A 26,711-nucleotide genomic window follows, 5' to 3' on the forward strand; every position below is an offset into this window, starting at 1 on the left:
TGCGGCGTCGCCCGCCGAAACCGCCGCGTCAGGCTGTCAAAGTGGATCGGGCGATGTGGCGTTATCGCGACGTCGCCCATGTGCGAGAAGCGCGCCAGGTGCGGAATGCAGATGCCGCCCGCCTCCGTCGATCGCCACCGCGACCAGGCGATCGTGAGCGCACGCGTTGCGGCAAACGCTCGACGCCAACAAACATTTCAGTCAGCTTCAACGCGGCATAGTCTGTCATCCGGGCGTCACATTGAGTGTGGCGCACAGGACATGGCGGGCAAGGCGTCCGGTACGCGCTCGCATCATTCCCCCACGGACGCTGCCGCATGCATTGGATGTTGCTGTTTTCGCTGTTGCTCCTGCTTTGGCTATTGGTCGCCTCGCCGCGTCTGGCGTGGCTGAAGGCCGGTCTGTTGTCGTTGCTGCTGCTGTTGCTCAGTGCCTGGGGCCTGGTGGATCGGCTCAGCGGCGACGGCATCAATGCTGCCACGCTGTATCACCTGCGCGCGGACATGGACGGTGCCGGCGTCAGCGATTTCTCCGGCTATATCGCCGTGTTTATCGGCATGGTGCTGCTGTCGCTCAGCCCGCTGGTATTGCTCAGGGTGCAACGTTTTCGTCGCCCACGTGGAGGCAACGCGGTGTTCGGCGGCTTCGTGGCGATGTTGCTGGTGAGCATTGCAGTCAGCCCCTTGTACCGCGATGGCAAACGCCTGTACTACCAGTTGCGCCCGGTGGATTACGCCACCGTGGTACCGGAATATCTGGTGCCGCAGCAGCCCCTGCAGAAGCGCAAGAACATCGTGTGGATCTACGGCGAGAGTCTGGAACGCACCTATTTCGACGAAGACGTGTTTCCCGGCCTGATGCCGAACCTGCGCGCGCTGGCCGGCGAGGCGGTGGACGTGCGCAACCTCACCTCCACCGAGGGCAGCGGCTGGACCATCGCCGGCATGGTCGCCTCGATGTGCGGCGTGCCGCTGACCACCGCGCCCGGCGATGAGAACAGCATGGGCCGCATGGGCCTGTTCCTGCCGGAAGCGCGCTGCCTGGGCGACTATCTCAAGGACCAGGGCTACCGCAATCACTATGTCGGTGGCGCCGATGCCAGCTTTGCCGGCAAGGGCAGTTTCCTGTCCAGCCATGGTTTTGATGTGGTGCACGACGTCGGCTACTTCCGCGACAAGGGCGTGGCGCCAAAACACTTTTCCGCCTGGGGCGTGCACGACGATGTGCTGCTGGACGATGCCTGGGACAGCTTCCAGACGCTGTCGCGCGCCGGCCAGCCGTTCATGCTCACCACGCTGACCATGGACACCCACCATCCTGCCGGACACCTGCCGCTGGCGTGCAAGGGCCAGCACTACGACAGCGCGTTGGGCGATATCGGTTTGCTGCATGCGATCAAGTGCAGCGACCGGCTGATCGGCGAGCTGGTCGCGCGCATTCGCAACAGCCGTTATGGCAAGAACACCATCATCGTGATCGCCTCCGATCACCTGGCCATGCCCAATGATCTCAGCGATGTGCTGGCCAAGCAGAAACGCGAGAACCTGCTGCTGTTCCTGGGCAAGGACATCGCCCCGCAGCAAGTGGTCACGCGCGCCGGCAGCACGCTGGATTCGGGGGCGACGCTGTTGCAGTTGCTGGAGCCGGGCATGCGCACGCTGGGCTTCGGCCGCTCGCTGCTGGCCCGCGATGCGTCCCCCAGCGCCAGCATTGCGGCCAGCCGCGACAGCGGCAAGGACTACCCGCGCTATCTCGCTTACGCACGCACGCTATGGACCGGGCGCAGCACCCGCATGCTGCGCATCAACGGCAATGGCGATGTGGTGGTGGGCGTGCAGCAGGTGCGCCCGCCGGTGTTGCTGGAATACGACGACGACACCAATCTCAAAACCGTCTATCTTGAAAACACCTCGCGCCAGTTCGACCGCACCCGCACCGAGGGCACGCTGGCGTATGTGGATCGCTGCACGGCGTTCGAGGACGGCTCGGCCGATGGCGACTGGTGCGCGCTGGTGGTCGACCGCCACCAGAGCATGAAGCTGTACCGCGACCCGGACCTGACCCGCGGCATCGCTGTGGACGCGCCGCTGGAGGCCAGCCAGCAAGGCCCGCGTCCACGCGTGCGCCAGCCGATCATGCTCACCCAGGCCGCGCGCAAGACCGAGGCCGGGCGTTACATGCTGGAGCTGTACGCCAAGCGTCGGCCCACCCGTGCCTTCTGGGTGGAGGCAGTCTCGTCGGAGCGCAAGGTGGTGCTGGCCCAGCAATGGGTGGTGCCGGATGCGGCCGGTCGCATCCGCATGCCGGTGGGCCTGGAACATGCGGTGGACGATCTGGAAATCCGCGCCTGGCTGGACTACACCGAAGACGTCAGCGTGGACGACCTGGCCCTGGTGAAGCAGACCCAGGTCGCCGATCGCTCCTGAGTCTGGCCGCCATTCGGGTCCTAGGCCGGGCGATTTGGATGAGGCAAAGGCAAAGGCAAAGCCCAAGAGCAACGTCGAAGCGTGCGATCTGTGGCCTGGCTGCCGGGTCCCCGCCCGCCCACCATCGCGGGACACGCCGCAAGTACGTCCGTGTAGGCTCTTACGCGGCATCCATGCCGCGTAAGGTCCCGCGACGGCGGGCGGGCAAGGACCTGTCGGGATGGTCGGTGTGCATGGCGCAAGCAAAGCAGGACGTGCGTTGTTCGGATCACTGTGCGTCCGACCGGCGTCTCGTCGAAAACCAAGCAGAAACAGGTTTCAACACGCGGCTACAAATCTCTCATCTGCCTAGTGCCATGCAAACCGGGCAACACGCTTTCAAAAAGGCAGCCGAGCGACTTTCTGGTGCGGTGTCCTTACCGCTTGCGGGACCCTTGGCGGCATGGATGCCGCCACGGAGCCTCCACGGACGGATTCACGGCGTGTCCCGCAAACGGTGAGGGCACCGCACGCTCGACCAACCACGCTTTTGACCTAAGCGTTTGACCGTATCTAAACAACGCCAACACTCGAAATCCCGGTTGTTTGGAACGGTTGGACGGTTCGGATAACTCAGTTGTAGCGCGGCAGATCCGAAGCCCCACTGCAGCGCCCTTTCCAGCGCACGGCATCCACGCGCCGACTCAATCTTCCGATGCAGGTGTGCCATCGGCTGGATCGCGCGCCACCGCAGCACCTGCACGGCTGAAGCGGATTTCCTGCGGCGATTGCAACGCAATGCCCACCGTTTCCATCCGCTGCAACAGCGCAAAGAACAGCTCGCTGCGCACCCCGTACGAATCGCGCGGGCTGCGCACATAGGCGAACGAATTGAAATTGACGTGCCCGCCGGCCAGCGAATCGATGAACACCGAGGGGGCAGGATCGGCCAGCACCTTGGTGTGCTCAGCGAACAGCTCCAGCAGCATGTCGCGTACCTTTGCCACATCGGTTTCCAGCGGCACCGAGAACTGCAGCTGCACCCGCCCCATCGGGTTGGACAGGGTCATGTTGCGCACGCTCTTGGTGATCAGTTCCGAGTTGGGCACAATCAGCGTGGAGCGGTCGCCGACCTGGATCTCGGTCGCACGCACGCTGATCTTGCGCACGTCGCCTTCCTGGTCGCCGATGCGTACCCAGTCGCCGATCTTCACCGGCCGCTCGGCCAGCAGGATCAGGCCCGACACGAAGTTTTGCGTGATCGCCTGCAGACCGAAACCGATACCCACCGACAGCGCGCTCAGCACCAGCGCAAGCCGCTTCAGATCCAGGCCCAATGCGGTCAGGCCCCACACCACCACGATCAGCCAGCCCAGATAGCGCGCCACCGTACTGATGGAATTGCGCGCACCGTCATCGAGCTCGGTCTTGGGCAGATAGGTGTTGAGCAACCACTGCTGCACCACGTGCACCAGCCCCATGCCGAGCAGGAACACGCACAACGCCCTGAACACATCGCCCGGGGTGATCACCAGCTCCTTGCCGATGGTGATGCCATGGGCGATGTTCTCCGCCCAGTCGGTGACCACGCTGATGTTGGCGCCATACGGCGTCAGCAGCACCGCGATGCCCAGCAGCACCAGCAGCACCCGGGTCGCCGCCGATATCAGCAGCCCGAGCTGCACCAGGCGTCCGCTGCCGATGCTGAGCGCATGCGACAACGCCCGGCTGAAGCGTCCGTCCGGCTTGAACAGCCAGGTCATCAGATCGTCGGCAAAGACGACCAACACGCCGAGCAGACTGCACACCAGGGTGATCCAGATGATCTGCCGCTCCACGAACAACGCCAGATTGAGATAGCCGAACAAGGCCGCGATCAGCGCGAAGATCACGGCCAGATGGCCCAACAGGCGGATCAGCACGATGAAGCCGCCACCGCGCGAGACCACCGGCGGCGGCGCGTCGCCGTCCGGATCGGCCACCCCGGCATTTGCTGCATGCGCGCGCAAGGACAGACTCAGCCCGGCCAGCGCCGACAGGATCAACCCTGCGTACAGCAACGCGGCCAGTGCATCGGTGGCGGTGATCAACGCGGGACTGCTGCCGGCCACCTCGTTGACCTTCATCGCCATGCCGCTGAACCAGATCACTGCCGCGGTGGCCAGGCAATGCACGCGCAGGCGGTCGACGGTGGCATCGTCCAGCGGGAACAGGCGCCAGCTGGGCTGGTGTTTCATCAACAGGCTGGCACTGAGCGAACCGACGAAGGCAGCCACCACACTGACGGCGATAAATCCGGTCAGCAGTTGGTCCAGATCGTCGGGCAGCTCGCCGAGCGCGCGGATACCTTCGACCAGCACGAATGCCGCAACCCCCAGGCTCAGCGTGCCGACCAGCAGAAACCACAGTGCCAGCCCCGAGCGTCGCAGGCGTCCACCCGGCGCACGCGAGGCCGCATAGCGACGCCCCAGGTGGCGCAGGAAGATGCGCAGCGGGAGTGCCAGCAGCAATGCCACCACGGCACTGGTGATCAGCCCGCCCACGCCGTTGGTTGCGACGCCTGCCTGCAGCATCTGCACCGTCTTGTCGGACAACGCCCGCAGGCGCGCACGATCGTCTGGCCATTGCTGCCCGATCTGATTCCACAAGGTCGGCGACAACGGCGAGGCCACCCGCGTGGAAAGCTTCACGCTGAAGCGTTGCACGCGCTCGCGTTCGAGCCGGTCGGCCAGGTCCTTGGCATTGGAGACCAGCAGCGTGGCCCGGATGAACTCGGCATTGAGCTGATCGCGCTCCTTGATCAGCGCCCTGCGCTGTTTTGCCAGGTCGGCCGGTTCGTTCTGCGCCGCGACACCGAGCCCCTCCAGTCGCCCGTTGAGATCTTTGAGCGGTTGCTCCAGCGTGCGGACCAGATCCTGCGCCTGTCGCTGCGCGCCGGCGACATCGTCGGTCAGCTTGCCGAGCTGCTCGGTATCGGCCTGCTCCATGCCCGCGTCGGCCTGGGACAACACCTTCTGCATGCTGTCGAGCTGAGTCTGTGCGTTCTCCAGCAGCGTGTCGTCGTCCTGCGCCACGGCGGCGCCCACGCACACCATCCACAACGCGACCAGCAACAGCACACGCTGCAGTACGCCGCGATGGGCACCCGGGGCAACTCGGTATTTAGACACAGGCAGACATCGGACAGGCGCAAACCAGCGCGGTGCGGGCATCTTAAGCCACTGCTTCCAGCCAGGCAGATCGAAGCTGCCGCGAGGGTTCAGCCTGGCAAAGCTCGCCAGGAACGATTGCCACCGTGCGATTGGAGGTTTTTCCGCGATCCAACCTGCAGTGCCGGCCGTTGCAGTGGGCATGCCTGCCGGACATCCCGACCTGCGCATGAACGCGGTGCAGCTTGTCACCTTGCGGCAACGGTGCGCTGTCGCAGAATCGAGTCACCGCTACGACAGACGCAGCGGATGACCGCGAAGGAGACACTCTATGCAGATTCAGATCCAGACCGACAAGCACGTGCCGCATGACCCCTCCGTCGTGCAGCATGTCGAGAAGACCTGCTCCGCCCAGCTGGCGCATTTCGCCAACGACATCACCCGCGTCGAGGTGCATTTGCGCGATGAAAACGGCCAACGCGGCGGCGCGGCGGATCGAACCTGCAGCATCGAGGCGCACGTCGCCGGCCTGCCGCCGATCGCGGCCACCAATAGCGCCGACACCACCGCCTCGGCGGTCACCGGCGCCGCGCGCAAGTTGCGCACCGCCATCGAACACGCGCGCGGCAAGCAGCACGCCAAGGCCACCACACCGCCGCCGGAAATGCTCTGATCCGCGCCTTGGCAGGGTGGCGCCAGGCGCTCCCCGCCAACCGATGCACCGGGTGGCATCGCAGTGCAACGACGTGTCGATGCGCGAGCCGGCGTCCAGACCCTGATCCAGAAATGCCATCGGCCCGCTGCAGTGTCACTGCAGCGGGCCGATGTGTCTTGATCTGGTGCGCCCGGAGGGATTCGAACCCCCGACCAATGGCTTCGGAAGCCACTACTCTATCCGGCTGAGCTACGAGCGCCTGGTCGGGCATTATGCCAGAACCGCCGCCGCGCGCGTGACAGCCGCATTGCGGGCCTGCCGAGCGGCTGTTGGGCACCACCGGGCCGCCGAGCCGGGCTCAACCCGGATCCAGCGTTCGTACAGGCCAGCATGGCACGACGTCGTAGAGCCGCCTGACAGGCCGGGCGATGCCTGGCTCGATCATCGACCAGCGCATGACCGCAGCCGAGCCGCGCTGCTACCCTTTGCAGCATGAGCAAGCATGGTGTTGAACAGCTGCCGACAGCGCCCGCGCTGACCTGGCCGCAGCGACTGGGGCAGTACTGGACGTTGGTCCGCGGCGATCGTCCGATCGGCAGCCTGTTACTGCTATGGCCTACCTGGTGGGCATTGTGGCTGGCCGCCGGTGGCCTGCCGCCGCTGTGGACGCTGTTCGTGTTCACCGCCGGGGTCTGGCTGACCCGCTCGGCCGGCTGCGTGATCAACGACTATGCCGACCGCTGGCTGGACCCGCATGTGGAGCGCACCAAGTCGCGTCCGCTGGCCACCGGCGCGGTGTCCGGACGCGAGGCGCTGTGGGTGTTCGTGGCGCTGATGCTGGTGGCATTTGCGCTGGTGCTCACGCTCAACTGGCTGACCGTGGCCTTGAGCGTGCCGGGTGTGTTCCTGGCCGCCAGCTATCCCTATCTCAAACGCCACACCCACCTGCCCCAGGTCTATCTGGGCATGGCCTTCGGCTGGGGCATTCCCATGGCCTTCGCCGCGGTGCAGGGCAGCGTGCCATTGCTGGGCTGGCTGCTGTACGCGGCCAACATCCTCTGGGCGACGGCCTACGACACCTGGTACGCCATGGTCGACCGCGAGGACGACATCCGCATGGGAAGCAAGTCCACCGCCATCCTGTTCGGCAGGTTCGACCTGATCGCGCAGGGCCTGCTGTATGCAGCGATGGTTGCGGTGCTGGCACTGGTCGGCCTGCGCGCCGGTCTCGGCACCGCGTACTGGGCGGGACTGGGCATTGCCGTGCTGCTGGTGGCCTACGAGTTCCGCCTCGCCCGCCATCGCGAACGCGGCCCCTGCTTCCGCGCCTTCCTGCACAACAACTGGGTCGGCCTGGCGATCTTCGTCGGCATTGCCGCGGCCCTGGCGGTGCGCTAACGCGCAGGCAGGTAAATCGCCCCGGTTTAAGCCCCTCTCCCGGCGGGAGAGGGGTTGGGGTGAGGGTACGGGCGAAGCCCCATGGTGCAGCTCACACTCCGTAGCCCACCCAACCTCACGGCACCCGCGCGCACACCCACGCATCCACCCGGTGCACCCCCGCGCGCCGCAATGCCTGCGCGGCCGCATGCAGCGTGGCGCCAGTCGTCATCACGTCGTCCACCAACGCCACATGCGCCGGCAATGCGCCCCGCGCGATGAAGGCGTCGCGCAGATTGCGCTGGCGCTCGGCCGCATCCAGCTCCGATTGCGGCGCAGTCGCACGCACGCGGCGCAACAACGGCAGGCAGGGCAAGCGCAGCGCATGGCCCAGCGGTTTGGCCAGCTCAAGCGCCTGGTCGTAGCCGCGCTGGCGCAAGCGCTGCCGGTGCAGACTCACCGGCACCAGCGCCTGCGGACGCGGCAGGCCTGCACAACGTCTGGTCATCAACTCGCTGAGCAAACGCCCGGCAGCCAGATCCTGCTGAAACTTGAAACGCCGCAGCAAGCCATCCACCGGCCAGCGATAGGTGAAACACGCATGCACGCACTGCAGCGGTGGCGGATGTTGCAGGCACTGCCCGCACAGCAGCGCGTCATCGAAGGAATCCAACTGCATTGCGCAACACCGGCAGGCGTGCCGGTGATCCGGCAACGCGGCGCGACACGACGGGCACAGATCGCAATCGGCGCTGCCTGCTTCCGCGCACACCAGGCACCTGCTCGGCAGCAGCAGCCGCAACACCCGGTGCGGCCACCTGTAAACCGAACGCACCCCATCGAAGTTGACAGCTTCTCCCATGCTCACCAGACTGCCTGGCTTCCAAGCCGCTGACTGTCAGGAAACCCCGATGTCTGTTGTCGTACGCCATGACTGGGATCGCAAAGAGCTGCAGGCGCTGTTCGATCTGCCGTTTCCGGAGCTGCTGCACCGCGCCGCCAGCGTGCACCGCGCCCATTTCGATCCGGCGCAGGTGCAAGTCTCCACGCTGCTGTCGGTCAAGACCGGTGGCTGCCCGGAAGACTGCGCGTACTGCCCGCAGGCGCAGCGCTACGACACCGGGGTGACGGCGCAGAAGCTGATGGAGACCGAAGAAGTCGTCGCCAAGGCACGCCAGGCCAAGGCCGCCGGCGCCTCGCGCTTCTGCATGGGCGCGGCCTGGCGCTCGCCCAAGGAGCGCGACATTCCCAAGGTTGCCGCGATGATCCGCGAGGTCAAGGCGATGGGCCTGGAAACCTGCGCCACGCTCGGCATGCTCGACGCCGGCCAGGCGCGCGCGCTCAAGGACGCCGGGCTGGACTACTACAACCACAATCTGGACACCGCGCCGGATTACTACGACTCGATCATCCACACCCGCCAGTATCAGGACCGCCTGAACACGCTGGAGCACGTGCGCGATGTCGGGCTGAAGACCTGCTGCGGCGGCATCGTCGGCATGGGCGAAACGCGCGAGCACCGCATCGGCCTGCTGCTGGCGCTGGCTACGCTGCCGGCGCATCCGGATTCGGTCCCGATCAACCAGCTGGTCCAGGTTGCCGGCACCCCGCTGCACGGCACCCAGCAACTGGATCCGTTCGAATTCGTGCGCATGATCGCGGTCGCCCGCATCACGATGCCGCATTCGATGGTGCGCCTGTCCGCCGGCCGCGAAGCGATGAGCGACGAACTGCAGGCGCTGTGCTTCCTGGCCGGTGCCAACTCGATCTTCTACGGCGAAAAACTGCTCACCACCGGCAACCCGGACACCGAACGCGATCAGGCCCTGTTCCAGCGCCTGGGCCTGCGCCCGATGCAGATCACCGTCGACGCTGCCGACCACGACCACCCCGGCACCGTGCATGCGGAGATCACCCGCAACACGGCCTGCGAGCACGCTGCCTAACCGCGAATCGAGCGCCCGGCACCGATCGTCGGTGCCGGCTGGGCGCGCCAAGCGCGGCAGGCTACGCTAACGGCCCTTTCTGTCGTTGAACGCTCCCATGGCTCGCCCCGATCTTCACGAACGGATTTCGTCGCTGCGCACATTGCGTGTGGCCCAGGAACGGGTGCGGGTGCGGCGGCTGGTGGGGCGTCGCGATGGCGTGCGGCTGGAAGTCGACGGCCGCTGGCTGACCGGTTTCTGCTCCAACGATTATCTGGGCCTGTCGCAACAGTTCGAAGTGGTCGCCGCGTTGCAGGATGCCGCCGCGCGCGATGGCGCCGGCGCCACCGCCTCGCATCTGATCTGCGGCCACCACACCGCGCACGAGACGCTGGAGCGCGAGATCGCCGACTGGCTCGGCTATCCGTCGGCGCTGCTGTTCGGCAGCGGCTTCATCGCCAACCTGGCGGTGCAGCAGGCCTTGCTCAGCGAGGACGACGATGTCTGCGTGCAGGACCGGCTCAACCACGCCAGCCTGCTCGATGCCACGCGCCTGGCCGGCTGCCGGCTGCGCCGTTATCCGCACTTGGACGTGGAAGGCGCGATGCGTCAACTCAAGGGCTCACCCGAGGGTGCGGCGATGCTGGCCAGCGACGGCGTCTTCAGCATGGATGGCGATGTCGCGCCGCTGCGTGCGCTGAGCCTGGTGGCGCGCATGCAGCAGGCGCTGTTCTATGTCGACGACGCCCATGGCGTGGGCACGCTCGGCCCGCAGGGGCGCGGCTGCGTTGCCGATGCCGGACTGGGCGTAGCCGAAGTGCCGCTGCAGTTGGTGACCCTGGGCAAGGCGCTCGGCGGCTATGGCGCGGTGGTGGTCGGCGATGCAGCGCTGGTGCGCCACCTGGCCGAAACCGCGCGTCCCTACATCTACACCACCGCGTTGCCGCCGGCGCAGGTCGCTGCGACCCTGGCGGCCGTGCGCCTGGCGCGTCGCGACGATTGGCGGCGCGCCAAACTGGTCGAGTCGATCGGCAGTTTCCGCGATGGCGCACGCCGGCATGGCTTCGAACTGATGGCCTCCGATACACCGATCCAGCCCCTGCTGTGTGGCGAAGAAGCCACGGTGATGGCGATGTCCGCCGCGCTGGAACAGGCCGGTTTTCTGGTCGGCGCGATCCGCCCGCCCACCGTGCCCGAAGGCAAAGCACGCCTGCGTGTGACCTTGTCGGCATTGCATACGCCGCAGCAGGTGCAGGCCTTGATCGAGGCCATCGTGCAGGCGCGCGATGTGGTCAGCCGGCAGCCGCTGCGTGCGTCTGCTTGAGGGCCACGATCAAGACGGTTGCGCAGTAAACACGCCGCCGCAGTCGATGTTCGAGGTGGCAGCGTACGCGTCGTTGATGTCGCCGGATCGCTGGGTTGGCACGGCCATGCAGGCCCGTAACGGGCCTGGTGCGCAGCGCAGATCAACGCCACGCGCAGGCGCATGCTGACGCAGCACACCTCGCGCCGCACGCGCCGACCCCTGCGCCAGACAGCGACAATCAGCGACAATCCCCGCATGCATATCGATGTCATCGGCCACGGGCCTGCGCTGGTTCTTCTGCACGGTTGGGCGTTGCACGGCGGCGTGTTTGCGCCGTTGGTGGAACGCCTGGCCGCGCGGTATCAACTGCATCTGGTGGATCTGCCCGGGCACGGTTTCAGCCGTGGCGACAGTACGCCGCTGGCGCTGCCGGACGTGGTCGCCGGCATCGCCGCCGCCACGCCGCCGGCGGTGTGGGTCGGCTGGTCATTGGGCGGGCTGTTCGCGCTGCATGCCGCGGCCACCCAGCCCAAGGTACGCGGGCTGGCGATGATCGCGGCCACGCCGCGTTTCGTGCGTGGCCACGCTTGGCCGGACGCGGTCGAGCGCGAGGTGTTCGTGCAATTCGGCCAGGACCTGGCACGCGACTATCGCGGCACGCTGGAGCGGTTTCTGGCGCTGGATACGCTGGGCTCGGCGCATGCCCGCAGCGAGTTGCGCAGCCTGCGCGAGACGCTGGTGGCGCGTGGCGAACCGGCTGCCGAGGCGTTGCAGAAAGGCCTGCGCCTGCTGGAACGCAGCGACCTGCGCCGCGCACTGCCGCAACTCGCCCGTCCCAGCCTATGGATTGCCGGCCAGCGCGACCGGCTGGTACCGGCGGCCGGCATGCACGCCGCCGCCGCGCTGGCGCCGCACGCGCAGGCACTGTCCATTACCGGTGGCGGGCACGCACCGTTTCTTGGCCATGCCGATCAGGTCGCCGAGGCGCTGCAACGCTTCGTTGCGTCCGTGCCGTGAGCGGATCGTCGATCATGCGGCATCGCTGATCGAGGACACACGCATGGATCTGGGAATCGCCGGGCGCTGGGCACTGGTGTGCGCCGCCAGCAAAGGCTTGGGGCTGGGCTGCGCACGCGCACTGGCCAGCGAAGGCGTCAACGTGGTGATCGTCGCGCGCGGCCGCGATGCCCTGGAGCAATCCGCCGATGCATTGCGCGCACTGCCGGGCGCCGGCGAAGTGCGCAGCGTGGTGGCCGATATCGCCACCCCTCAGGGACGCAGCGATGCGCTCGCCGCCTGCCCGCAGGTGGATATCCTCATCAACAATGCCGGTGGCCCGCCGCCCGGCGATTTTCGCCAGTGGGAACGCGACGACTGGCTGCGTGCACTGGACGCCAACATGCTGGCGCCGATCGAACTGATACGCGCCAGCGTCGATGCGATGCGCGCACGGCGCTTCGGCCGCATCGTCAACATCACCTCCAGTGCGGTGAAGGCGCCGATCGACATCCTGGGCCTGTCCAATGGCGCGCGCGCCGGCCTCACCGGCTTCGTCGCCGGGCTGGCGCGCAGCACGGTGGCCGACAACGTCACCATCAACAATCTGCTGCCCGGCCAGTTCGCTACCGACCGCCTGCGCGGCAACTTCGCGGCGATTGCGCAACAGCTAGGCAGCAATGCCGAAGACGTCGCCGAGCGCAAGCGTGCGGGCATTCCGGCCGCACGCTTCGGCGAGCCGGACGAATTCGGCGCGGCCTGCGCGTTCCTGTGCAGCGCGCAGGCCGGCTACATCACCGGGCAGAACCTGCTGATCGACGGCGGCAGCTATCCCGGCACGTTCTAGCGCGCATCAGCCACGCCGCGGGCGGTGGCGACTGCGGCGGCCGCGCGTTCGTTTTCGGCCACCATCCGGTGCGTCGAAACCCATTGCCGGTTGCCGCGCAGTCGCCGGCAGACCGACCGCTTGCAGGACTCTCCAGACCGATTGCCAGGCCGCACCCCATAGCGATTCCCTCCGCCCCGGCCACAGGCGACAATAGCGCCGCTCATGACCAGTACCTTCGACCCCCGCCACGTCCGGCGCGCCTTTGCGCGTGCCGCCAGCAGCTATGCCGCCGCCGCCGCGCTGCAGCGCGAAGCGCAAGCGCGCCTGCTCGAATCGCTCGACTACCTGGGCGAGCAGGTGCCCAAGGTGGTGCTGGATGTCGGCGCCGGCCCCGGCCATGCCAGCGGCACAATCAAGAAGCGCTGGCCCAAGGCGCAGGTGATCGCGCTGGACCAGGCCATGCCGATGCTGCGCCAGGCGCGCAAAGCGGCGGGCTGGTGGAAGCCGTTCGCACAGGTCTGCGCCGATGCACGCGCCTTGCCGGTGGCCGACGGCAGCGTGGATGTGATCTTCAGCAACCTGTGCCTGCAGTGGGTGGAAGACCTGCCGGCGGTGTTCGCCGGTTTCCGCCGCGCGCTGCGGCCGGGCGGCTTGTTGCTGTGCTCCACCTTCGGCCCGGAGACGCTGATCGAGTTGCGCGAGGCCTTCGCCCAGGCCGACCCGGCCCCGCATGTCAGCCGCTTTCCGCCGATTGCCCAGTTCGGCGATGCCTTGCTGATGTCCGGCTTCCGCGACCCGGTGCTGGACCGCGACCTGTTCACGCTGACCTATAGCGACCTGCCTGCGTTGATGCGCGAGCTGCGCGCGATGGGCGCCACCAACGCACTCAGCAATCGCCGCGCCACCCTGACCGGACGCGGCCGCTTTGCCGCCGCCAGCGCCGCCTACGAGCCCTTGCGGCGGCCGGACGGCACCTTGCCCAGCTCCTGGGAAGTGATCTATGCCCACGCCTGGGCACCGGCGCCGGGCGCGCCCATCCGCGAGCAGGGACACGATGTCGCCAGCGTCCCGGTGGCCTCGATCCCGATCCGCCGCCGCATCGACTAGCCGCGGTGCAGATCGGGGCCAGCAACGCAGCGGTTGCTGGCGAGACACACAGTTTTGCGACGACACCAATGCTGACCTGTCAGGCTCGGTCCTGACACCCGGTAGAATTCAGCAGTCAACGGCCGCATGTTCCTGTTGCGGCTTGTCTTTTCGACGCCTGAACCGGCGTGGCTAGCAAAACGCAGCGCGCAGCCGTCAGGTGGCTGCAGACGGCGCGCAAGAACCTGCATGTACGCGTGGTACATGCAGGTTCAGAGCACCGGCAGCGCCCCGCCCGGCTGCTGCATTGTCGTTTTGATAGCCGCTCTTAAGGTTTTCGGCCCCCGTCCCCCAATCGGCTTTCCCAATGTTGAAGTGGCTCATCATCGCGCTGTTCATCGCATCGGCGTTGTACATCCATTACCGCGGTCGCGTGCGGCACCGGCTCAGCCGGCAGCTGCTGGACCATTCCACCTTCATGGCACCGATCAACACGCTGATGTATCTGTGTTCGCGGGTGCCGACCACACCGTTCATCGATCCCGGCAAGGAATTCCCGGAGCTGGCACCGTTGCGCGCCAACTGGTCGCTGATCCGTGATGAAGCGGTGGCCCTGCAGCAGATGCAGAAGATCCGCGCCGCCGATGGCTATACCGACATCGGCTTCAACTCGTTCTTCCGCCGCGGCTGGAAGCGCTTCTATCTGAAGTGGTACGGCACCGCGCACCCGTCGGCGTCCGAACTGTGCCCGCAGACCACCGCGTTGCTGAAGTCCATCCCCACGGTCAAGGCCGCGATGTTCGCCGAGTTGCCGCCGGGCAGCGAACTGCGCCCGCACCGCGACCCGTTCGCCGGGTCCATGCGCCTGCACCTGGGGCTGGCCACGCCCAACGACGACCGCTGCTTCATCGACGTCGACGGGCAGCGCCACAGCTGGCGCGATGGCGAGTGGACGATGTTCGACGAGACCTACATCCACTACGCACGCAACGACACCGACCAGGACCGCATCATCCTGTTCTGCGACATCGAGCGCCCGATGCGCTGGCGCTGGGCCGCGGCGGTGAACCGCTTCGTCGGCCGCAGCCTGCTCTCGGCCGGTGCCTCGCCCAATCAGGAAGGCGACAAGACCGGCGGCATCAACCGCGTGTTCCGCTATTTCTATGCCGCCCGCCTGAAGGCCAAGGCGCTGAAGGAACGCAACAACCCGCTGTACCAGACGCTCAAGTGGGGCATCTTCATCCTGGTGGTGGTCGGGATCGTGTTGCTGTAATCCCCAACCAACCACGTAGGAGCGCACCCGGGCGCGACCAGGCATTGCCGGTAACGCCTCATCGCGCCCGGGTGCGCTCCTACGCCGTGCCGGTCGATGCGCTCAGCGCGACACCTGCGCGATCCATTCCTGCAGGTTGTAGTAGTTGGTGACGCGGGTGAGCTTGCCGTCGCGCACATCGAAGAACGCACCGCCCGGCAGCACATAGGTCTGCCCGTTGGCCTCCGGCAGGCCTTCGTCGGTGGTGTGGTAGACCCCATGCACCACGTACTCGGCACCGACCCGCGTGCCGTCATCGTTGGCGGTAACCACGATGTCGCGCAGCTGCTCGCGGTAGCTGTCGTTCATGCGCTGCAGGAAGGCGGCAAATTCCGCCCGGCCGATCTCGCGCGGCCCCTGGTTGAGGTCGTGCGCGACGTCGTCGGCCAGGAACGCCAGCATGGCGTCCCAATCGCCGCGGTTGAATGCCGCGTAATAGGCCTGGACCAGGCCGGTGGCGTGTTGCCGATTGCGCTCGCTCATGCTCGAACCTGCCGCTGGGAAAGCCGCATCATAGAACGCGTCTTGCGCTTCAACACGCCTGCCATGCGGCATACCCGGCGTCAGGCGCCCTGCACCACCAGGTCGCGATGGAAGTAATAGACCTCCTGCAGCAGGAAGCGCCAGCTGGTGTGGAAACTGCGAAAGCGCGTGCTGGGCGTGGAGGAGGCCAGCGCGTCCACCCCCAGCTCTTCGCTCAGCCGCAGCGCGCGCGCCATGTGCAACGGGTCGCTGACGATGATCGCCCGGTGCATGCCGTGCCGGTCCATCAGCGCACGTGCCTGTTGCAGATTCTGCCGGGTGGTGCGCGAGACCGTCTCGATCACGATCGCCTCCGGCGGTATGCCGTGGCGTAGCGCATAGCGCCGCGCCACCTGCGACTCGGCAAAGCGCGCACCGTTGCCGAAGCCGCCGGTGAACAGCAGCCGCGGCGCGTAGCCCTGCGTGTACAGGTCCAGCGCATGCCGGATGCGCTCTTCGAACACCGGCGAAGGGCGCGCATCGTAGGCCGCCGCGCCCAGCACGATGATCACGTCGGCCGGCGCGGCCTGGTCGCGATCGCCGACCCAGACGATCCAGCCGGCCACGCCCACCAGCCAGATCAGGGTCAGCATGCACAGCCGCCAGCACCAGCCCCACAGACCGATCCCGCGCGACCGCCTGCTCACGCAGCAGCCCAAGGCAGCGCATCCAGATCGACATTGCCGCCGGACAGGATCAGCCCGACCCGCCGCCCGGCAAAGCGCGCCGGGTCGGCCAGCACCGCTGCCAGCGCAATCGCCGAGGACGGTTCCACCACCTGTTTGAGCACCTGCCAGATCAGCCGCATCGCCTGCACCACCGCCGCATCGTCCACGGTGATCACCTGCGCGCCGGCGGCTTGCAACAGCGCGAAATTCGGTGCACCCAGAGTGCCGCGCAGGCCGTCGCAGAGCGTGTCTGGCACGAAGTCGACCAGGCGCTCGCCGGCCGCCAACGAGCGCGCCGTATCGGCCGCCCCGCTCGGCTCGGCCAGCACCAGCGCGCAGCCCGGCGCCGATTGCAGCGCCAGCGCAGTACCGGCGGCCAGCCCGCCGCCGCCGACCGGTACCACCAGCACATCCAGCCCGCCGCTCTGCTGCAGCAGCTCCAGCGCGGCGGTGCCCTGCCCGGCGATCACCGCCGGGTCGGTATACGGATGCACCAGCGTCGCACCGCTGCTGGCCTGGACTGCGGCACACATCTGCTCGCGCGCCGCGATGGTGGGCGCGCAGCGCCACAGCGTGGCACCGTGACGGGAAATATTGGCCAGCTTGGCGGCCACCGCGCCTTCGGGCACCACCACGTGGCAGCCGATCCCGCGCGTGTGCGCGGCAAGCGCCAGTGCGGCGCCGTGATTGCCGGACGAATGGGTGACCACGCCGCGCGCGGCCAGCTCTGCCGGCAACGCCCACACCGCGTTGCAGGCACCACGGAACTTGAATGCGCCGCTGCGCTGCAGGTGTTCGGCCTTGAAGAACAGCTGCGCACCGCAGAGGGCGTCCAGGCTGTGCGAGGTGAGCACCGGTGTCTGCGCGCACTGCGGCGCGATGCGCGCAGCGGCTTGCAGCACGTCGGAATGGGCAAGAGGGGCCGTCTCGATCATGCCTGCAAGATTAACGTATCGCCTCCACCTTCACGGCTGTCCGCGCATGGCCCGCGCATGCTGGATCGATGCAGAAGCACCACATTGCGGCACAGTTAAGGACCGATTCAATGCATCGGCTCGAAAGTGGCACCATGGTTGCAGGAGGGCACCATCCATGAAATTCCGTCTGATCTTCGCCGCCGGGCTGTTGGCCCTGGGCGGCTGCGCAACGTACGACTACACCGGCGCTGGGTCGGGCGGCTATTACCGCGGCGCGCCTGCGGTGCAGTATCGCTACCCGCCGGGATACTCCCCGTATTTCTACGGCAACCCGTACGGCAATCCTTATGGCGCCGGTTCGATCGGGCTCTACGACTACCCGGTGTATCCGGTCTACCGCGGCGGTGGCGGCTATTACTATCGCCAGAACGATCGACGCCCGCAGTACCGGCCGCCACGTCCAAACGGATCGTTCAACAACGGCGCGCGTCCAAACGGGCCTCGTCCCAACGGGCCACGCCCGCAGCAGCCCAATCGTCCACCGGCGACCGGTGCGCCGCCTTCGCGGCCGCCTCCCCGCATCGGTGCGCCGCCGCGGGTGATCCGGGAGATTCAGCGGCAGACTGCGCCCCGCAGCACGCGTGAGCAGACCCCCTGAGTTGCTGACTGCGACGTGGCCCACAAATGGCGATGTTGAGGGCTTGCGTTCAGCCGGCACTTGGTCGCAAGCTAGGTGCTCTGTGTGACCCGCCACGTCATGTTTTGACCTGGCCCGCCTCACTGACCGACTTATGTCGATGTCCGACAGGGAAATCTGGATCCCCCCTGTTCCGGCCCTGTCGGATATCGGCGCCTCCAACGCATAAAGCCCCGGCATGCCGGGGCTTTATGTTTTTGTCGTCCGGTCCGCTCTGGCTCGCCCAGGCATACCCGTTCGAGAAGGCAGGGTTGCGGCTGGCGTTGGATCGCGGAAAAAATAAGGGTCGGCAGTCCCCCGACTACCGACCCTTACGCTACCCCGTCGCACGCGTGGCTGGCCCCTGTTCCAATTCCAGCCTTGCGCCCATGTCGCAATGCCACGACGGGTGCAGTAGGGATATCCGCACGGAACATGCCAACTTGAGGGTCAGTGTTCGATAATGTGATTTACATCACAATTTTATCCGTCGAGTGACCTCGCTCCCCCTTCAGCCGATACTTTCGCGGCCGCCAACCTCCTTCTGCTCCCGGTCCACGCCCATGTCCGACACTTTCTATCGCTACGACGTCATCGTGATCGGCGGCGGCCATGCCGGCACCGAGGCGGCGCTGGCCTCCGCGCGCGCAGGTGCACGCACCTTGCTGCTGACCCACAACATCGAGACGGTGGGCGCGATGAGCTGCAACCCGGCCATCGGCGGGATCGGCAAGGGCCATCTGGTCAAGGAGATCGACGCGCTGGGCGGGGCGATGGCACGCGCGGCGGATCAGGCCGGCATCCAGTGGCGCACGCTCAATGCCTCCAAGGGGCCGGCGGTGCGCGCCACCCGTTGCCAGGCCGACCGCAACCTCTACCGCAACGCGATCCGCCGCATCGTCGAGGCGCAGCCCAACCTGACCGTGTTCCAGGCGGCGGTGGACGATCTGATCATCCACAACGGCGCTGCCGAACCCGACAGCGTGCGCGGCGTGGTCACCCAGACCGGGCTGCGCTTCGAAGCGCCCTCGGTGGTGCTGACCGCCGGCACCTTCCTGGCCGGCAAGATCCACGTCGGCGAGACCCAGTACGCGGCAGGACGCATGGGCGACCCGCCGGCCACCACGCTGGCCGCGCGTCTGCGCGAGCGGCCGTTCGCGATCGACCGGCTCAAGACCGGCACCCCGCCGCGCATCGACGGGCGCACGCTCGACTACAGCGCGATGGCCGAACAACCCGGCGACGATCCGCTACCGGTGATGTCGTTCATGGGCCAGATCGGCGATCACCCGCGCCAGGTCAGCTGCTGGATCACCCAGACCACCGAGCAGACCCACGACATCATCCGCAGCGCGCTGCATCGTTCGCCGCTGTATTCCGGGCAGATCGAAGGCATCGGCCCACGCTACTGCCCGTCGATCGAGGACAAGGTGGTGCGCTTTGCCGACAAGACCAGCCACCAGATCTTCGTCGAGCCCGAAGGCCTGGAAGTGGCCGAGATCTATCCCAACGGCATCTCCACCTCGCTGCCGTTCGACGTGCAGCTGGCGCTGGTGCGCTCGATCCACGGGTTTGCGCAGGCGCATATCACCCGCCCCGGCTATGCGATCGAATACGACTTCTTCGACCCGCGCGGGCTCAAGGCCTCGCTGGAAACCAAGGCGGTGGGCGGGCTGTTCTTCGCCGGGCAGATCAATGGCACCACCGGTTACGAGGAGGCCGCCGCACAGGGGCTGCTGGCCGGGCTCAATGCCGCGCGCCATGTGCAGGGATTGCCGGCGTGGTCGCCGCGTCGCGACGAAGCCTACCTGGGCGTGCTGGTGGACGACCTGATCACCCACGGCACCACCGAGCCGTATCGCATGTTCACCAGCCGCGCCGAATACCGCCTGCAGCTGCGTGAGGACAACGCCGATGCGCGTCTGACCGGCGTCGGCCGCGCGATGGGCCTGGTCGACGATGCGCGCTGGGCGCGGTTTTCGGCCAAGCAGGAAGCGGTGCAGCGCGAAAGCGCGCGCTTGTCGGTGCTGTGGGCGACCCCGGGCAATGCGCTGGGCCGCGAAGTGGCCCAGACCCTGGGCGTGGCGGTGAGCCGCGAAACCAACGTGCTGGACCTGATCAAGCGCCCCGAACTCAACTACGCCACGCTGATGCGCGTGCCGACGCTGGGTCCGGGCGTGGACGATGCGCAGGTGGCCGAGCAGGTGGAGATCAGCGTCAAGTACGCAGGTTATCTGGATCGCCAGCGCGACGACATCGCACGCCAGCAACGCCACGAAACCACGCCGATTCCGCAAGGATTCGATTATGCCGGCGTGCGCGGGTTGTCGATCGAAGTGCAGCAGAAACTCGAGCGTGTGCGCCCGCAAAGCATCGGCCAGGCGCAACGGATTGCCGGCATGACGCCGGCGGCGATTTCGCTGTTGCTGGTGCATCTGGAGCGCGCGCGCCGCAGTCAGGTGGCGTAAGTGGTCGCCGATGCGCCGGCAGGTGAATGTCGGCCGTGCGTTCGGACTCCTGCGTTTACATGCTGAAAACGCGTGGATGATGGTCAGCAGACGTCACGGCGCGACTCCATGCCGCCGCGTGCGAAGCAAGCATGCCGCTAGCGCGTCGGCGTCGACGATGCCGGAACGTTTGATGGAGGTCACGAGGTTTTCAGCGGCGGAGGGTATCGGATGCGCCAGATGATCGGAGCCGTCCGGCCCGGCGCAGGGTCTCCGCAACTGTCGTGGGTGGCGCTCGACGAACTGTTCGTCAGTCCTGTGCAACGGCGTGGTCGGGCAATCGACACCGATTGAAGACGCGCACCACCTGTGCGGTCGACGGCGGCAGGCCGGCCTGTTGCGATCGCGACGGCGGTCTAGTCGTCGTCCTCGGCAGCGGCCTCGCGACCCTGCTGACGGATGAGGTTTTCCTGGCGTGCGTCTTCGATCGAAGCGCGGATGGCACGCACGTCGGCGCGGCGGGTGTCGAACTTGAAGCGGCCGGTCAACACGCTGTCCGGGCGCAGCTCGCCCTTTTCGAACAACGCCCACATCTCTTCGCCGTAATGGGTGTCCAGCAGCTCGGGGGCGAAGCGGCCGAGGCAGTCGCGCAGGTTGTGCACGTCGCGCAGCAGCATGTCGCGGGCGGCGTTGTTGCCCGCAGCACTGACCACCTGCGGGAAATCGATCAACACCGGGCCCTCGGGCGAGACCAGCACGTTGTATTCGGACAGGTCGCCGTGCACCAGGCCCAGCGACAGCATCTTGACCACATCGCCGATCAGGCTGGTGTGGAAGCTGCGCGCCTGCTCCGGCTCCAGCTCCACTTCGCCCAGCCGCGGCGCACTGTGGCCGGCCTCGTCGGTGACCAGGTCCATCAGCAGCACACCGTGGAAATAGCCGCGCGGCTTGGGCACGTGCACGCTGGCATCCATCAGTTGATAGAGCACCTCGGCTTCGGTGTTCTTCCACGCGGTCTCGGCTTCGCGCCGGCCGAACTTGGTGGCCTTGCCCATCGCGCGCGCCTGGCGGCTGCCACGCACCTTGCGGCCTTCCTGATATTGCACGCGCGCCTGGAAACTGCGTTGCGCCATGTCCTTGTAGACCTTGGCGCACAGGATGTCGGCGCCTGTGCCGACCACATAGACGGATGCTTCCTTGCCGCTCTTCAGTGGTCGCAACACTTCGTCGATGATGCCGTCGTCGATCAGCGGTTGCAGGCCCTTGGGGGTTTTCATGGACTAAGGGGACCGATCCGAAACAAACCAGCAGCGATTATGCGGCAACCAGGGTGAAGCGCTTACATGTCCAGGCACAAGCTGCGACCGGGCGCATGCATCGGCGCGAGCGCTTACCATGCGCGGACCCGTCCAACCCGCGATCCGATGCCCGAGCACGCCCCCAGCCGCCGCAAACGCTCCGCCACCGTGGTCACCGCCGGGAGCGAACGCGGCCTGCCGCATGAGTTGATGCAGCAGATCGCCGCCGCCCAGGGCGACCCGGACTTCATGACCTCGCTGGGCCGCGGGCTGGTGGTGCTGAGCGTGTTCGCCCAGCACGCGCGCGAGGTGACGATGTCGCAGATCAGCCTGGAGACCGGCATCTCGCGTGCGGCGGTGCGGCGGGTGCTGCATACCCTGGCCAGGCTGGGCTACGTGGGCGAGCAGGGCCGCGGCTACGTGCTGCTGCCGCGCGTGCTGGGGATTGGCGGCGCGTATGCGGCGTCTTCGTCGATGACTGCGGCGGCGCAGCCGGTGCTGGACGGGCTGCGCGACCAGTTGCACGAATCCTGCTCGCTGGGCGTGCTGGACGGCGACGACCTGCTGTACGTGGCGCGCGCCGAGACGGTGCGCATCATGTCGATCGGGCTGCGCCCGGGCACACGCCTGCCGGCCTACTGCACCTCGATGGGCCGCGTGCTGTTGGCCGCCCTGCCCGGCGACACCTTGCAGGCGTACCTGGAGCGCACCACGCTGCGCCCGCGCACCGACCGCACCGTGACCCAGGCATCGACGTTGCGGGAGGTGCTGGCACGCACGCGCCGCGAAGGCATGTGCCTGACCGACCAGGAGCTGGAAATCGGCCTGCGCTCGATCGCGGTACCGGTGCGCAACCTGCGCGGCGAGGTGATCGCCGCGCTCAACATCGGCGCCCAGGCCGGGCGCGTGAGCCTGCAGACCATGCAGACGCAGTTGCTGCAGCCGTTGAAGCAGGCCGCGCAGCGGCTGGGTGCGTTGTTGAGCTAGTGGCCGCCGGGCGCGCTCAGCGCGGCCGGCGCAGGAAGCTCACCACCGTATCCACCCAGGCGGCATGGGTGTCCTCGACATGCGCCACGTGATCGGCGTGCGGCAGCGTGACCCAGCTGCGGTCTTCGCTGCGCAGACGTGCGTACAGGTGCGCGTTGTCCGACTGGGTCGCGATGGGATCGTCGACGCCACGCAGCAGCAACACCGGCAGCGTGGTCACTTGCTCCGGCTGGAAGGCGAACTGCTCCATCGCGCGCCAGTCGGTGCGCACCGGGTCGGCCGATACCGCCTGCGCCACATAGGCCGCACGCACGCTAGGCGGTGCGGCGTTGGCGGTGATGAAATCCTCGCCGGCCGCCGCGGCCGTGGTGCGCGCACGCAATGGCTGCGCCGGCGCCGGGGTGGTATCGGGCGCTGCGTCGACATCGTCCGGGAAGCCGTACAGCACCAGCGCCGACACCGCTTGCGGATGTTGCTGGGCGACCAGCAGCGCCACCCGCGCGCCATTGGAATAACCGAGCAAGGCCGGCGGCGGCAGCTGCGGATGCTGGCGGGCGACCCAGCTCAGTACCGCATCGACATCGGCCACCGCGCGCTCGGGCGTGTTCCAGCCGCTGCGATCGCGCGCACTGCCGCCATAGCCGCGCAGATCGACCGCGTAGGCGGCATAGCCGGCCTGCGCCAATGCCGCCAGCACCGAGCGCGCATCGCGCGGTTCGTCGGGAACCTGCAGATCGAAATTGGGCAACGCACTCCAGGTGCGCCCGTGCACCAGCAGGATCGTGCCGCGCGGCTGCGCCGGGACGCGCGACCATACCGCCAGCGTCTGGCCATCGTCGGTGCGCACCTGCGCCAGCTCGGTTCCGGGGCCGGGATGCGGTCGTGCCTGCAGCCCGGATACGGTGAGCAGCAGCAAAAGCAAACAAACGGTACGCAGCAGCATCGGCAACCTCGTGGGCAATGTCCTGTGCGAACGGAAGCGGTGGTCCGTTGCGGCACGTCCATCATCCCGTCGTGGACGGGTGATGTCATCAGCGGCGATGTGCATACGGAACGGCCAGGTTGCAACGCAGTGCGCGCGTTGGATCGCCATCCTGCCCAGCGCGCCATGAGTGCAGGCCACGGCCGCAGCCAACCGAACCGGTCGCATTGCCCGCCGCATGCGGTGCAAGCGCAGCGTGCCTGCTGCATTTGCGCCTGGCCGTGCCGTCAGCCTTCGCTCGCCGGCTGTTCTTCGCCTGCCTGCTCTTCGAGGATGGGTTTGGCCAACGCGAAGGCATGGTTGGCCGCAGGCACGCCGCAATAGACCGCGGCCTGCAGCAACACTTCCTTGATCTGCTCGGGCGTGACGCCGTTGTTGCGCGCGGCGCGCACGTGCAGCTTGAACTCCTCGTCGTGGCCCAGCGCCACCATCATCGCCAGGGTCAGCAGCGAGCGGGTGTGCGCGGGCAGGCCATCGCGGGTCCAGACGGTGCCCCAGGCATAGCGGGTGATCAGCGCCTGGAACTCGTCGGTGAACTCGGTGCGTGCGGCCAGCGAGCGCTCGACATGCGCATCGCCCAGGACGCGTCGGCGCTCGCGCAAGCCCGTCTGGTAACGCTCGTCTTCGTGCATCGGAATCTCTCCTGCGCGGGGGAATGGGGGAATGGGGGAATGGGGAATCGGGTGCTGGCGGCCGCTGCAGGTCAGCTGCGGCCGCGCGGTGCGCGCTGACATATCAGGCGCATGGGTCGCCATCGACATGGCCGGCAACAGACAGCCGGCTGTGGCCAGCTGGGCGCAGATGCAACGCATGAGCGGGAATGCCGAGCGCCGTACCTGCCGGATCGGGGTACCGGCTCCACGCGTCCGGCAGTTGCCTGGCCGGGTGGAGGGTCACCCGTGGTCGGCCTTCAGAAAGCCCAGCACGCTGTGGTTGAACGCGGCCGGCGACTCCAGGTTGCAGATATGCCGGCCGGGCACCTGTGCGAAGTGGCCGTGCGGGGCGGCGTAGGCGATCTCGCGCAGATCTGCCGGCGGACAGACCGGGTCGTCGTCACCGGCCAGTGCGAGCAGCGGCAGTTCCAGCGTGTCCAGCGCACCGCGGAAGTCGGCGTGGGCCACCGCCTGGCAGCAGGCGATATAGCCCTGCGGCGATGTCGACACGAAGGCGGCCACGATCATGTCCAGGCGCTGCGCATGGCTGAGCGCAAACGACGGCGTGAACCAGCGCTGCAGGGTGGCATCGACCAGCCCCGGCAGGCCTTCGCTGCGCACCTGCTCGATGCGCGCATTCCAGCTCTCGCTGCTGCCGATCCTCTGCGCGGTGGCGCACACCACCAGCCGGCGCAGGCGCTGCGGCGCATGCAGGCCCAGCCATTGCCCGGTGAGTCCCCCGATCGACAGGCCGCAGAAGTCGCTGCGTGCGATCTGCAACGCATCCCACAGCGCCAGCACGTCCTGACCCAGGTCGGCAACCCGATACGGACCGGGTGGCGTGTCAGAGTCGCCATGGCCGCGGCGGTCGTAGCGCAGGATGCGGTAATGCGGCGCAAACGCGGCGATCTGCACGTCCCACATGTGCAGGTCGGTGCCCAGCGAATTGCAGAAGGTCAGCCAGGGGCGGCCTTCGGTGCCGTCGAGGCGGTAATGCAGGCGATGCGTGGGCAACTGGAGATAAGCCATCGGAGCACCGTCAGCGGGATGAAGAAGCAGCCAGCACGCGATCGATCCAGACCGAGGACATGCCGCGCCAGCTGTCCACATCGAACACCGCCTGCAGTTGCGCCTGCGTGAGTACCGCGCTCACCTGCGCGTCGTCGCCGAGCACCTCGCGCAGATGGCGCTGCTGCGCCTGTGCGCGCGCCACCGCCTGTTCGACCAATGCATGCGCCTGCGGCTTGCCCAGCCGTGGTGCCAGCGCGAACACCGCCGCCTCGGCATACAGCGCGCCGCCATGGCTGTGCAGGTGCGCGCGCATGGCCTCGCGGTCCAGTTGCAGGTCGGCCAGGCAGCCTTGCATCTGCGCCAGGCTGCCGGCGGTCAGGCGCACGATCTGCGGCAAGGTCTCCCATTCGGCATGCCATTGCCCGGCGGCGCGTTCATGCGGCTGCGCCATTGCGCTGAACAAGGTCGCCACCAGGCCGGGCACGCGGGTGGCAGCAGCGACCGCGGCGACGCTGGAGACCGGATTGCGCTTGTGCGGCATCGCCGAGGAACCGCCCTTGCCGGCTGCGGCCGGCTCGAACACTTCGCCGACTTCCGACTGCATCAGCAGCACCACGTCGCCGCCGATCTTGCCCAACGTGCCGGCCAGCAGGCCGAACGCACAGCCGACCTCGACGAGGCGATCGCGCGCGGTATGCCACGGCATCGCGGGCAACGGCAGCGCCAGCGTGGTTGCCAGCGCCTGGGCGACATCGAGTCCGCGCGCCTGCAACGACGCCAGCGTGCCGGCCGCACCCCCGAACTGCAGCACCAGGCCATCGTGCTGCAAGGCTTGCAGGCGGCGGTACGCGCGCTGTAGCGCATCCAGCCAACCGGCGACCTTGAGCCCGAACGTGATCGGCACCGCCTGCTGCAGCAAGGTACGTCCGGGCAGGCCGGTGTTGCGTTCGCGCGCGGCCAGCGCAGCCAGCTCGGCGCACAGGCCTTGCAGGCGCGGCAGCAGCAGGTCGAGCGCGGCGCGCAGCTGCAGCACCGTGCCGGTGTCGATGACGTCCTGGCTGGTGGCGCCCCAGTGCACCCAGCGCGCGGCCTGCGCATCGTGGGCGGCCACGCGTGCGGTCAGCGCCTTGACCAGGGGAATGGCGGGATTGCCGGCAAGTGCGGTGGCCTGGGCCAGCGCGGCCAGATCGTAATGCTGCACGTCGCATGCGGCCGCAATGGCCTGCGCGGCCTCGGCGGGAATCACGCCGCACTGCGCCTGTGCGCGGGCGAGTGCGGATTCGAATTGCAGCATTGCCTGCACCCGCGCCGTGTCGTCGAACAACGCGTCGCAGGCAGGCTCGCCAAACAAGGATCCCAACAGGGAAGACGTTACAGTCATGCATGGCCTCGGGTGGCATGCCGGCAGCATGGCACCGATGCGCGGGAGTGCCAACCGGCGGGCGCGGCGCTTGGTGGTGTGCACGCGCGGTTGTCCAGGCCGGTCATGTGCGCGTGCTGCATGTTTGGC

General features: G+C 67.5%; 22 protein-coding genes, 1 tRNA gene, 1 other RNA gene and 2 pseudogenes. 13 read left to right on the top strand and 13 right to left on the bottom strand.

Annotation, left to right across the window (positions count from 1 at the left end; genetic code table 11):
• Positions 1-317 precede the first annotated feature (317 nt).
• Complete coding sequence (locus FHT08_RS11740) at positions 318-2,426, top strand: phosphoglycerol transferase I (protein ID WP_102596527.1); 2,109 nt, start codon at positions 318-320, stop codon at positions 2,424-2,426.
• A 683-nt stretch (positions 2,427-3,109) separates the two neighbouring features.
• Here the strand turns inward: FHT08_RS11740 and FHT08_RS11745 are convergent.
• On the bottom strand, positions 3,110-5,617 hold the full coding sequence (locus FHT08_RS11745) for a DUF3772 domain-containing protein (protein WP_208408971.1): 2,508 nt from the start codon (positions 5,615-5,617) through the stop codon (positions 3,110-3,112).
• Between the two features lie 268 nt (positions 5,618-5,885).
• On the opposite strand from FHT08_RS11745, the gene FHT08_RS11750 reads away from it, so the two are divergent.
• Positions 5,886-6,227 carry an HPF/RaiA family ribosome-associated protein gene (locus tag FHT08_RS11750; protein ID WP_104538753.1) on the top strand — a complete coding sequence of 114 codons (342 nt, stop codon included), beginning with the start codon at positions 5,886-5,888 and terminating at the stop codon, positions 6,225-6,227.
• A 164-nt stretch (positions 6,228-6,391) separates the two neighbouring features.
• Here the strand turns inward: FHT08_RS11750 and FHT08_RS11755 are convergent.
• A tRNA-Arg gene (locus FHT08_RS11755) sits at positions 6,392-6,468 on the bottom strand.
• Positions 6,469-6,701: 233 nt separating this feature from the next.
• Between FHT08_RS11755 and ubiA the strand changes: the two genes are divergently transcribed.
• A complete protein-coding gene (gene ubiA / locus FHT08_RS11760; RefSeq protein WP_166775161.1) occupies positions 6,702-7,607 on the top strand; it encodes a 4-hydroxybenzoate octaprenyltransferase in 906 nt (301 codons plus the stop codon).
• Between the two features lie 115 nt (positions 7,608-7,722).
• Here the strand turns inward: ubiA and FHT08_RS11765 are convergent, their stop codons facing one another.
• On the bottom strand, positions 7,723-8,448 hold the full coding sequence (locus FHT08_RS11765; protein ID WP_208408972.1) for a ComF family protein: 726 nt from the start codon (positions 8,446-8,448) through the stop codon (positions 7,723-7,725).
• Between the two features lie 49 nt (positions 8,449-8,497).
• Here FHT08_RS11765 and bioB point away from each other — a divergent pair, with 49 nt between their 5' ends.
• The 5 genes from bioB (at position 8,498) to bioC (ending at position 13,749) form a co-directional block, all read left to right on the top strand.
• Positions 8,498-9,532, top strand: coding sequence for a biotin synthase BioB (gene bioB / locus FHT08_RS11770; protein WP_104538756.1), 1,035 nt, complete (start codon positions 8,498-8,500; stop codon positions 9,530-9,532).
• Positions 9,533-9,629: 97 nt separating this feature from the next.
• The gene (gene bioF / locus FHT08_RS11775; RefSeq protein ID WP_166775163.1) at positions 9,630-10,835 is read left to right on the top strand and encodes an 8-amino-7-oxononanoate synthase; all 1,206 of its coding nucleotides are present in this window, start codon (positions 9,630-9,632) and stop codon (positions 10,833-10,835) included.
• A gap of 237 nt (positions 10,836-11,072) precedes the next feature.
• A complete protein-coding gene (gene bioH / locus FHT08_RS11780; RefSeq protein WP_166775164.1) occupies positions 11,073-11,834 on the top strand; it encodes a pimeloyl-ACP methyl ester esterase BioH in 762 nt (253 codons plus the stop codon).
• Between the two features lie 43 nt (positions 11,835-11,877).
• On the top strand, positions 11,878-12,660 hold the full coding sequence (locus tag FHT08_RS11785; RefSeq protein WP_104606940.1) for an SDR family oxidoreductase: 783 nt from the start codon (positions 11,878-11,880) through the stop codon (positions 12,658-12,660).
• 204 nt (positions 12,661-12,864) lie between these two features.
• Positions 12,865-13,749 (top strand): malonyl-ACP O-methyltransferase BioC, encoded by an 885-nt coding sequence (gene bioC, locus FHT08_RS11790; protein WP_104606934.1) that lies wholly within the window; start codon positions 12,865-12,867, stop codon positions 13,747-13,749.
• Between the two features lie 169 nt (positions 13,750-13,918).
• On the opposite strand, the gene FHT08_RS11795 is transcribed toward bioC, so the two are convergent.
• Positions 13,919-13,994: non-coding RNA, sX9 sRNA (locus FHT08_RS11795), on the bottom strand.
• Positions 13,995-14,095: 101 nt separating this feature from the next.
• On the opposite strand from FHT08_RS11795, the gene lpxO reads away from it, so the two are divergent.
• Positions 14,096-15,001, top strand: coding sequence for a lipid A hydroxylase LpxO (gene lpxO / locus FHT08_RS11800; protein WP_104598001.1), 906 nt, complete (start codon positions 14,096-14,098; stop codon positions 14,999-15,001).
• Between the two features lie 102 nt (positions 15,002-15,103).
• Here the strand turns inward: lpxO and FHT08_RS11805 are convergent, their stop codons facing one another.
• The 3 genes from FHT08_RS11805 to FHT08_RS11815 all read right to left on the bottom strand — a co-directional run bounded on the left by FHT08_RS11805 (position 15,104) and on the right by FHT08_RS11815 (position 17,165).
• A complete protein-coding gene (locus FHT08_RS11805; protein WP_166775165.1) occupies positions 15,104-15,523 on the bottom strand; it encodes a nuclear transport factor 2 family protein in 420 nt (139 codons plus the stop codon).
• 80 nt (positions 15,524-15,603) lie between these two features.
• Positions 15,604-16,221, bottom strand: a complete 618-nt coding sequence (locus FHT08_RS11810) for a YdcF family protein (RefSeq protein WP_047126243.1) — start codon at positions 16,219-16,221, stop codon at positions 15,604-15,606.
• A complete protein-coding gene (locus FHT08_RS11815) occupies positions 16,206-17,165 on the bottom strand; it encodes a pyridoxal-phosphate dependent enzyme (RefSeq protein WP_166775166.1) in 960 nt (319 codons plus the stop codon). The genes FHT08_RS11810 and FHT08_RS11815 overlap by 16 nt, the downstream gene beginning before the upstream one ends.
• 157 nt (positions 17,166-17,322) lie before the next feature.
• Here FHT08_RS11815 and FHT08_RS11820 point away from each other — a divergent pair, with 157 nt between their 5' ends.
• From FHT08_RS11820 to FHT08_RS20020, 3 genes and pseudogenes are all read left to right on the top strand, one after another.
• On the top strand, positions 17,323-17,805 hold the full coding sequence (locus FHT08_RS11820) for a hypothetical protein (RefSeq protein WP_166775167.1): 483 nt from the start codon (positions 17,323-17,325) through the stop codon (positions 17,803-17,805).
• Positions 17,806-18,386: 581 nt separating this feature from the next.
• Complete coding sequence (gene mnmG / locus FHT08_RS11825; RefSeq protein ID WP_047126246.1) at positions 18,387-20,291, top strand: tRNA uridine-5-carboxymethylaminomethyl(34) synthesis enzyme MnmG; 1,905 nt, start codon at positions 18,387-18,389, stop codon at positions 20,289-20,291.
• A 183-nt stretch (positions 20,292-20,474) separates the two neighbouring features.
• Positions 20,475-20,585 (top strand): annotated as a pseudogene (locus FHT08_RS20020) (DUF2490 domain-containing protein); the annotation flags it as partial.
• On the opposite strand, the pseudogene FHT08_RS20025 reads toward FHT08_RS20020, so the two are convergent.
• Both FHT08_RS20025 and FHT08_RS11830 read right to left on the bottom strand, forming a co-directional pair.
• A pseudogene (locus tag FHT08_RS20025) lies at positions 20,584-20,682 on the bottom strand (alpha/beta hydrolase); the annotation flags it as partial. The pseudogenes FHT08_RS20020 and FHT08_RS20025 sit on opposite strands and share 2 nt — an antisense overlap.
• A gap of 4 nt (positions 20,683-20,686) precedes the next feature.
• Complete coding sequence (locus FHT08_RS11830; protein WP_047126247.1) at positions 20,687-21,547, bottom strand: PA4780 family RIO1-like protein kinase; 861 nt, start codon at positions 21,545-21,547, stop codon at positions 20,687-20,689.
• 147 nt (positions 21,548-21,694) lie between these two features.
• Here FHT08_RS11830 and FHT08_RS11835 point away from each other — a divergent pair, with 147 nt between their 5' ends.
• Positions 21,695-22,555: an IclR family transcriptional regulator C-terminal domain-containing protein gene (locus FHT08_RS11835; RefSeq protein WP_047126248.1), complete on the top strand. Its 861-nt coding sequence runs from the start codon at positions 21,695-21,697 to the stop codon at positions 22,553-22,555.
• Between the two features lie 16 nt (positions 22,556-22,571).
• Here the strand turns inward: FHT08_RS11835 and FHT08_RS11840 are convergent, their stop codons facing one another.
• The 4 genes from FHT08_RS11840 to FHT08_RS11855 form a co-directional block, all read right to left on the bottom strand.
• The gene (locus tag FHT08_RS11840; RefSeq protein WP_047126249.1) at positions 22,572-23,498 is read right to left on the bottom strand and encodes an alpha/beta fold hydrolase; all 927 of its coding nucleotides are present in this window, start codon (positions 23,496-23,498) and stop codon (positions 22,572-22,574) included.
• A 266-nt stretch (positions 23,499-23,764) separates the two neighbouring features.
• Positions 23,765-24,169 carry a 4-carboxymuconolactone decarboxylase gene (gene pcaC, locus FHT08_RS11845; protein WP_047126250.1) on the bottom strand — a complete coding sequence of 135 codons (405 nt, stop codon included), beginning with the start codon at positions 24,167-24,169 and terminating at the stop codon, positions 23,765-23,767.
• 261 nt (positions 24,170-24,430) lie between these two features.
• Positions 24,431-25,219 carry a 3-oxoadipate enol-lactonase gene (pcaD, locus tag FHT08_RS11850; protein ID WP_166775168.1) on the bottom strand — a complete coding sequence of 263 codons (789 nt, stop codon included), beginning with the start codon at positions 25,217-25,219 and terminating at the stop codon, positions 24,431-24,433.
• Positions 25,220-25,229: 10 nt separating this feature from the next.
• Positions 25,230-26,612, bottom strand: coding sequence for a 3-carboxy-cis,cis-muconate cycloisomerase (locus FHT08_RS11855; protein WP_343204151.1), 1,383 nt, complete (start codon positions 26,610-26,612; stop codon positions 25,230-25,232).
• Positions 26,613-26,711: the final 99 nt, after the last annotated feature.

It is taken from the genome of Xanthomonas sp. CFBP 8151 (genome assembly GCF_011761885.1).
In the GTDB taxonomy this organism is placed as follows: domain Bacteria; phylum Pseudomonadota; class Gammaproteobacteria; order Xanthomonadales; family Xanthomonadaceae; genus Xanthomonas; species Xanthomonas arboricola_B.

Excerpts from the sequence above, each read along its gene's own strand:
- FHT08_RS11740 (WP_102596527.1), top strand. The coding sequence starts at position 318 with ATGCATTGGATGTTGCTGTTTTCGCTGTTGCTCCTGCTTTGGCTATTG.
- FHT08_RS11745 (WP_208408971.1), bottom strand. The coding sequence starts at position 5,617 with ATGCCCGCACCGCGCTGGTTTGCGCCTGTCCGATGTCTGCCTGTGTCT.
- FHT08_RS11750 (WP_104538753.1), top strand. The coding sequence starts at position 5,886 with ATGCAGATTCAGATCCAGACCGACAAGCACGTGCCGCATGACCCCTCC.
- ubiA (WP_166775161.1), top strand. The coding sequence starts at position 6,702 with ATGAGCAAGCATGGTGTTGAACAGCTGCCGACAGCGCCCGCGCTGACC.
- FHT08_RS11765 (WP_208408972.1), bottom strand. The coding sequence starts at position 8,448 with ATGGGAGAAGCTGTCAACTTCGATGGGGTGCGTTCGGTTTACAGGTGG.
- bioB (WP_104538756.1), top strand. The coding sequence starts at position 8,498 with ATGTCTGTTGTCGTACGCCATGACTGGGATCGCAAAGAGCTGCAGGCG.
- bioF (WP_166775163.1), top strand. The coding sequence starts at position 9,630 with ATGGCTCGCCCCGATCTTCACGAACGGATTTCGTCGCTGCGCACATTG.
- bioH (WP_166775164.1), top strand. The coding sequence starts at position 11,073 with ATGCATATCGATGTCATCGGCCACGGGCCTGCGCTGGTTCTTCTGCAC.
- FHT08_RS11785 (WP_104606940.1), top strand. The coding sequence starts at position 11,878 with ATGGATCTGGGAATCGCCGGGCGCTGGGCACTGGTGTGCGCCGCCAGC.
- bioC (WP_104606934.1), top strand. The coding sequence starts at position 12,865 with ATGACCAGTACCTTCGACCCCCGCCACGTCCGGCGCGCCTTTGCGCGT.
- lpxO (WP_104598001.1), top strand. The coding sequence starts at position 14,096 with ATGTTGAAGTGGCTCATCATCGCGCTGTTCATCGCATCGGCGTTGTAC.
- FHT08_RS11805 (WP_166775165.1), bottom strand. The coding sequence starts at position 15,523 with ATGAGCGAGCGCAATCGGCAACACGCCACCGGCCTGGTCCAGGCCTAT.
- FHT08_RS11815 (WP_166775166.1), bottom strand. The coding sequence starts at position 17,165 with ATGATCGAGACGGCCCCTCTTGCCCATTCCGACGTGCTGCAAGCCGCT.
- FHT08_RS11820 (WP_166775167.1), top strand. The coding sequence starts at position 17,323 with ATGAAATTCCGTCTGATCTTCGCCGCCGGGCTGTTGGCCCTGGGCGGC.
- mnmG (WP_047126246.1), top strand. The coding sequence starts at position 18,387 with ATGTCCGACACTTTCTATCGCTACGACGTCATCGTGATCGGCGGCGGC.
- FHT08_RS11830 (WP_047126247.1), bottom strand. The coding sequence starts at position 21,547 with ATGAAAACCCCCAAGGGCCTGCAACCGCTGATCGACGACGGCATCATC.
- FHT08_RS11835 (WP_047126248.1), top strand. The coding sequence starts at position 21,695 with ATGCCCGAGCACGCCCCCAGCCGCCGCAAACGCTCCGCCACCGTGGTC.
- FHT08_RS11840 (WP_047126249.1), bottom strand. The coding sequence starts at position 23,498 with ATGCTGCTGCGTACCGTTTGTTTGCTTTTGCTGCTGCTCACCGTATCC.
- pcaC (WP_047126250.1), bottom strand. The coding sequence starts at position 24,169 with ATGCACGAAGACGAGCGTTACCAGACGGGCTTGCGCGAGCGCCGACGC.
- pcaD (WP_166775168.1), bottom strand. The coding sequence starts at position 25,219 with ATGGCTTATCTCCAGTTGCCCACGCATCGCCTGCATTACCGCCTCGAC.
- FHT08_RS11855 (WP_343204151.1), bottom strand. The coding sequence starts at position 26,612 with ATGCTGCCGGCATGCCACCCGAGGCCATGCATGACTGTAACGTCTTCC.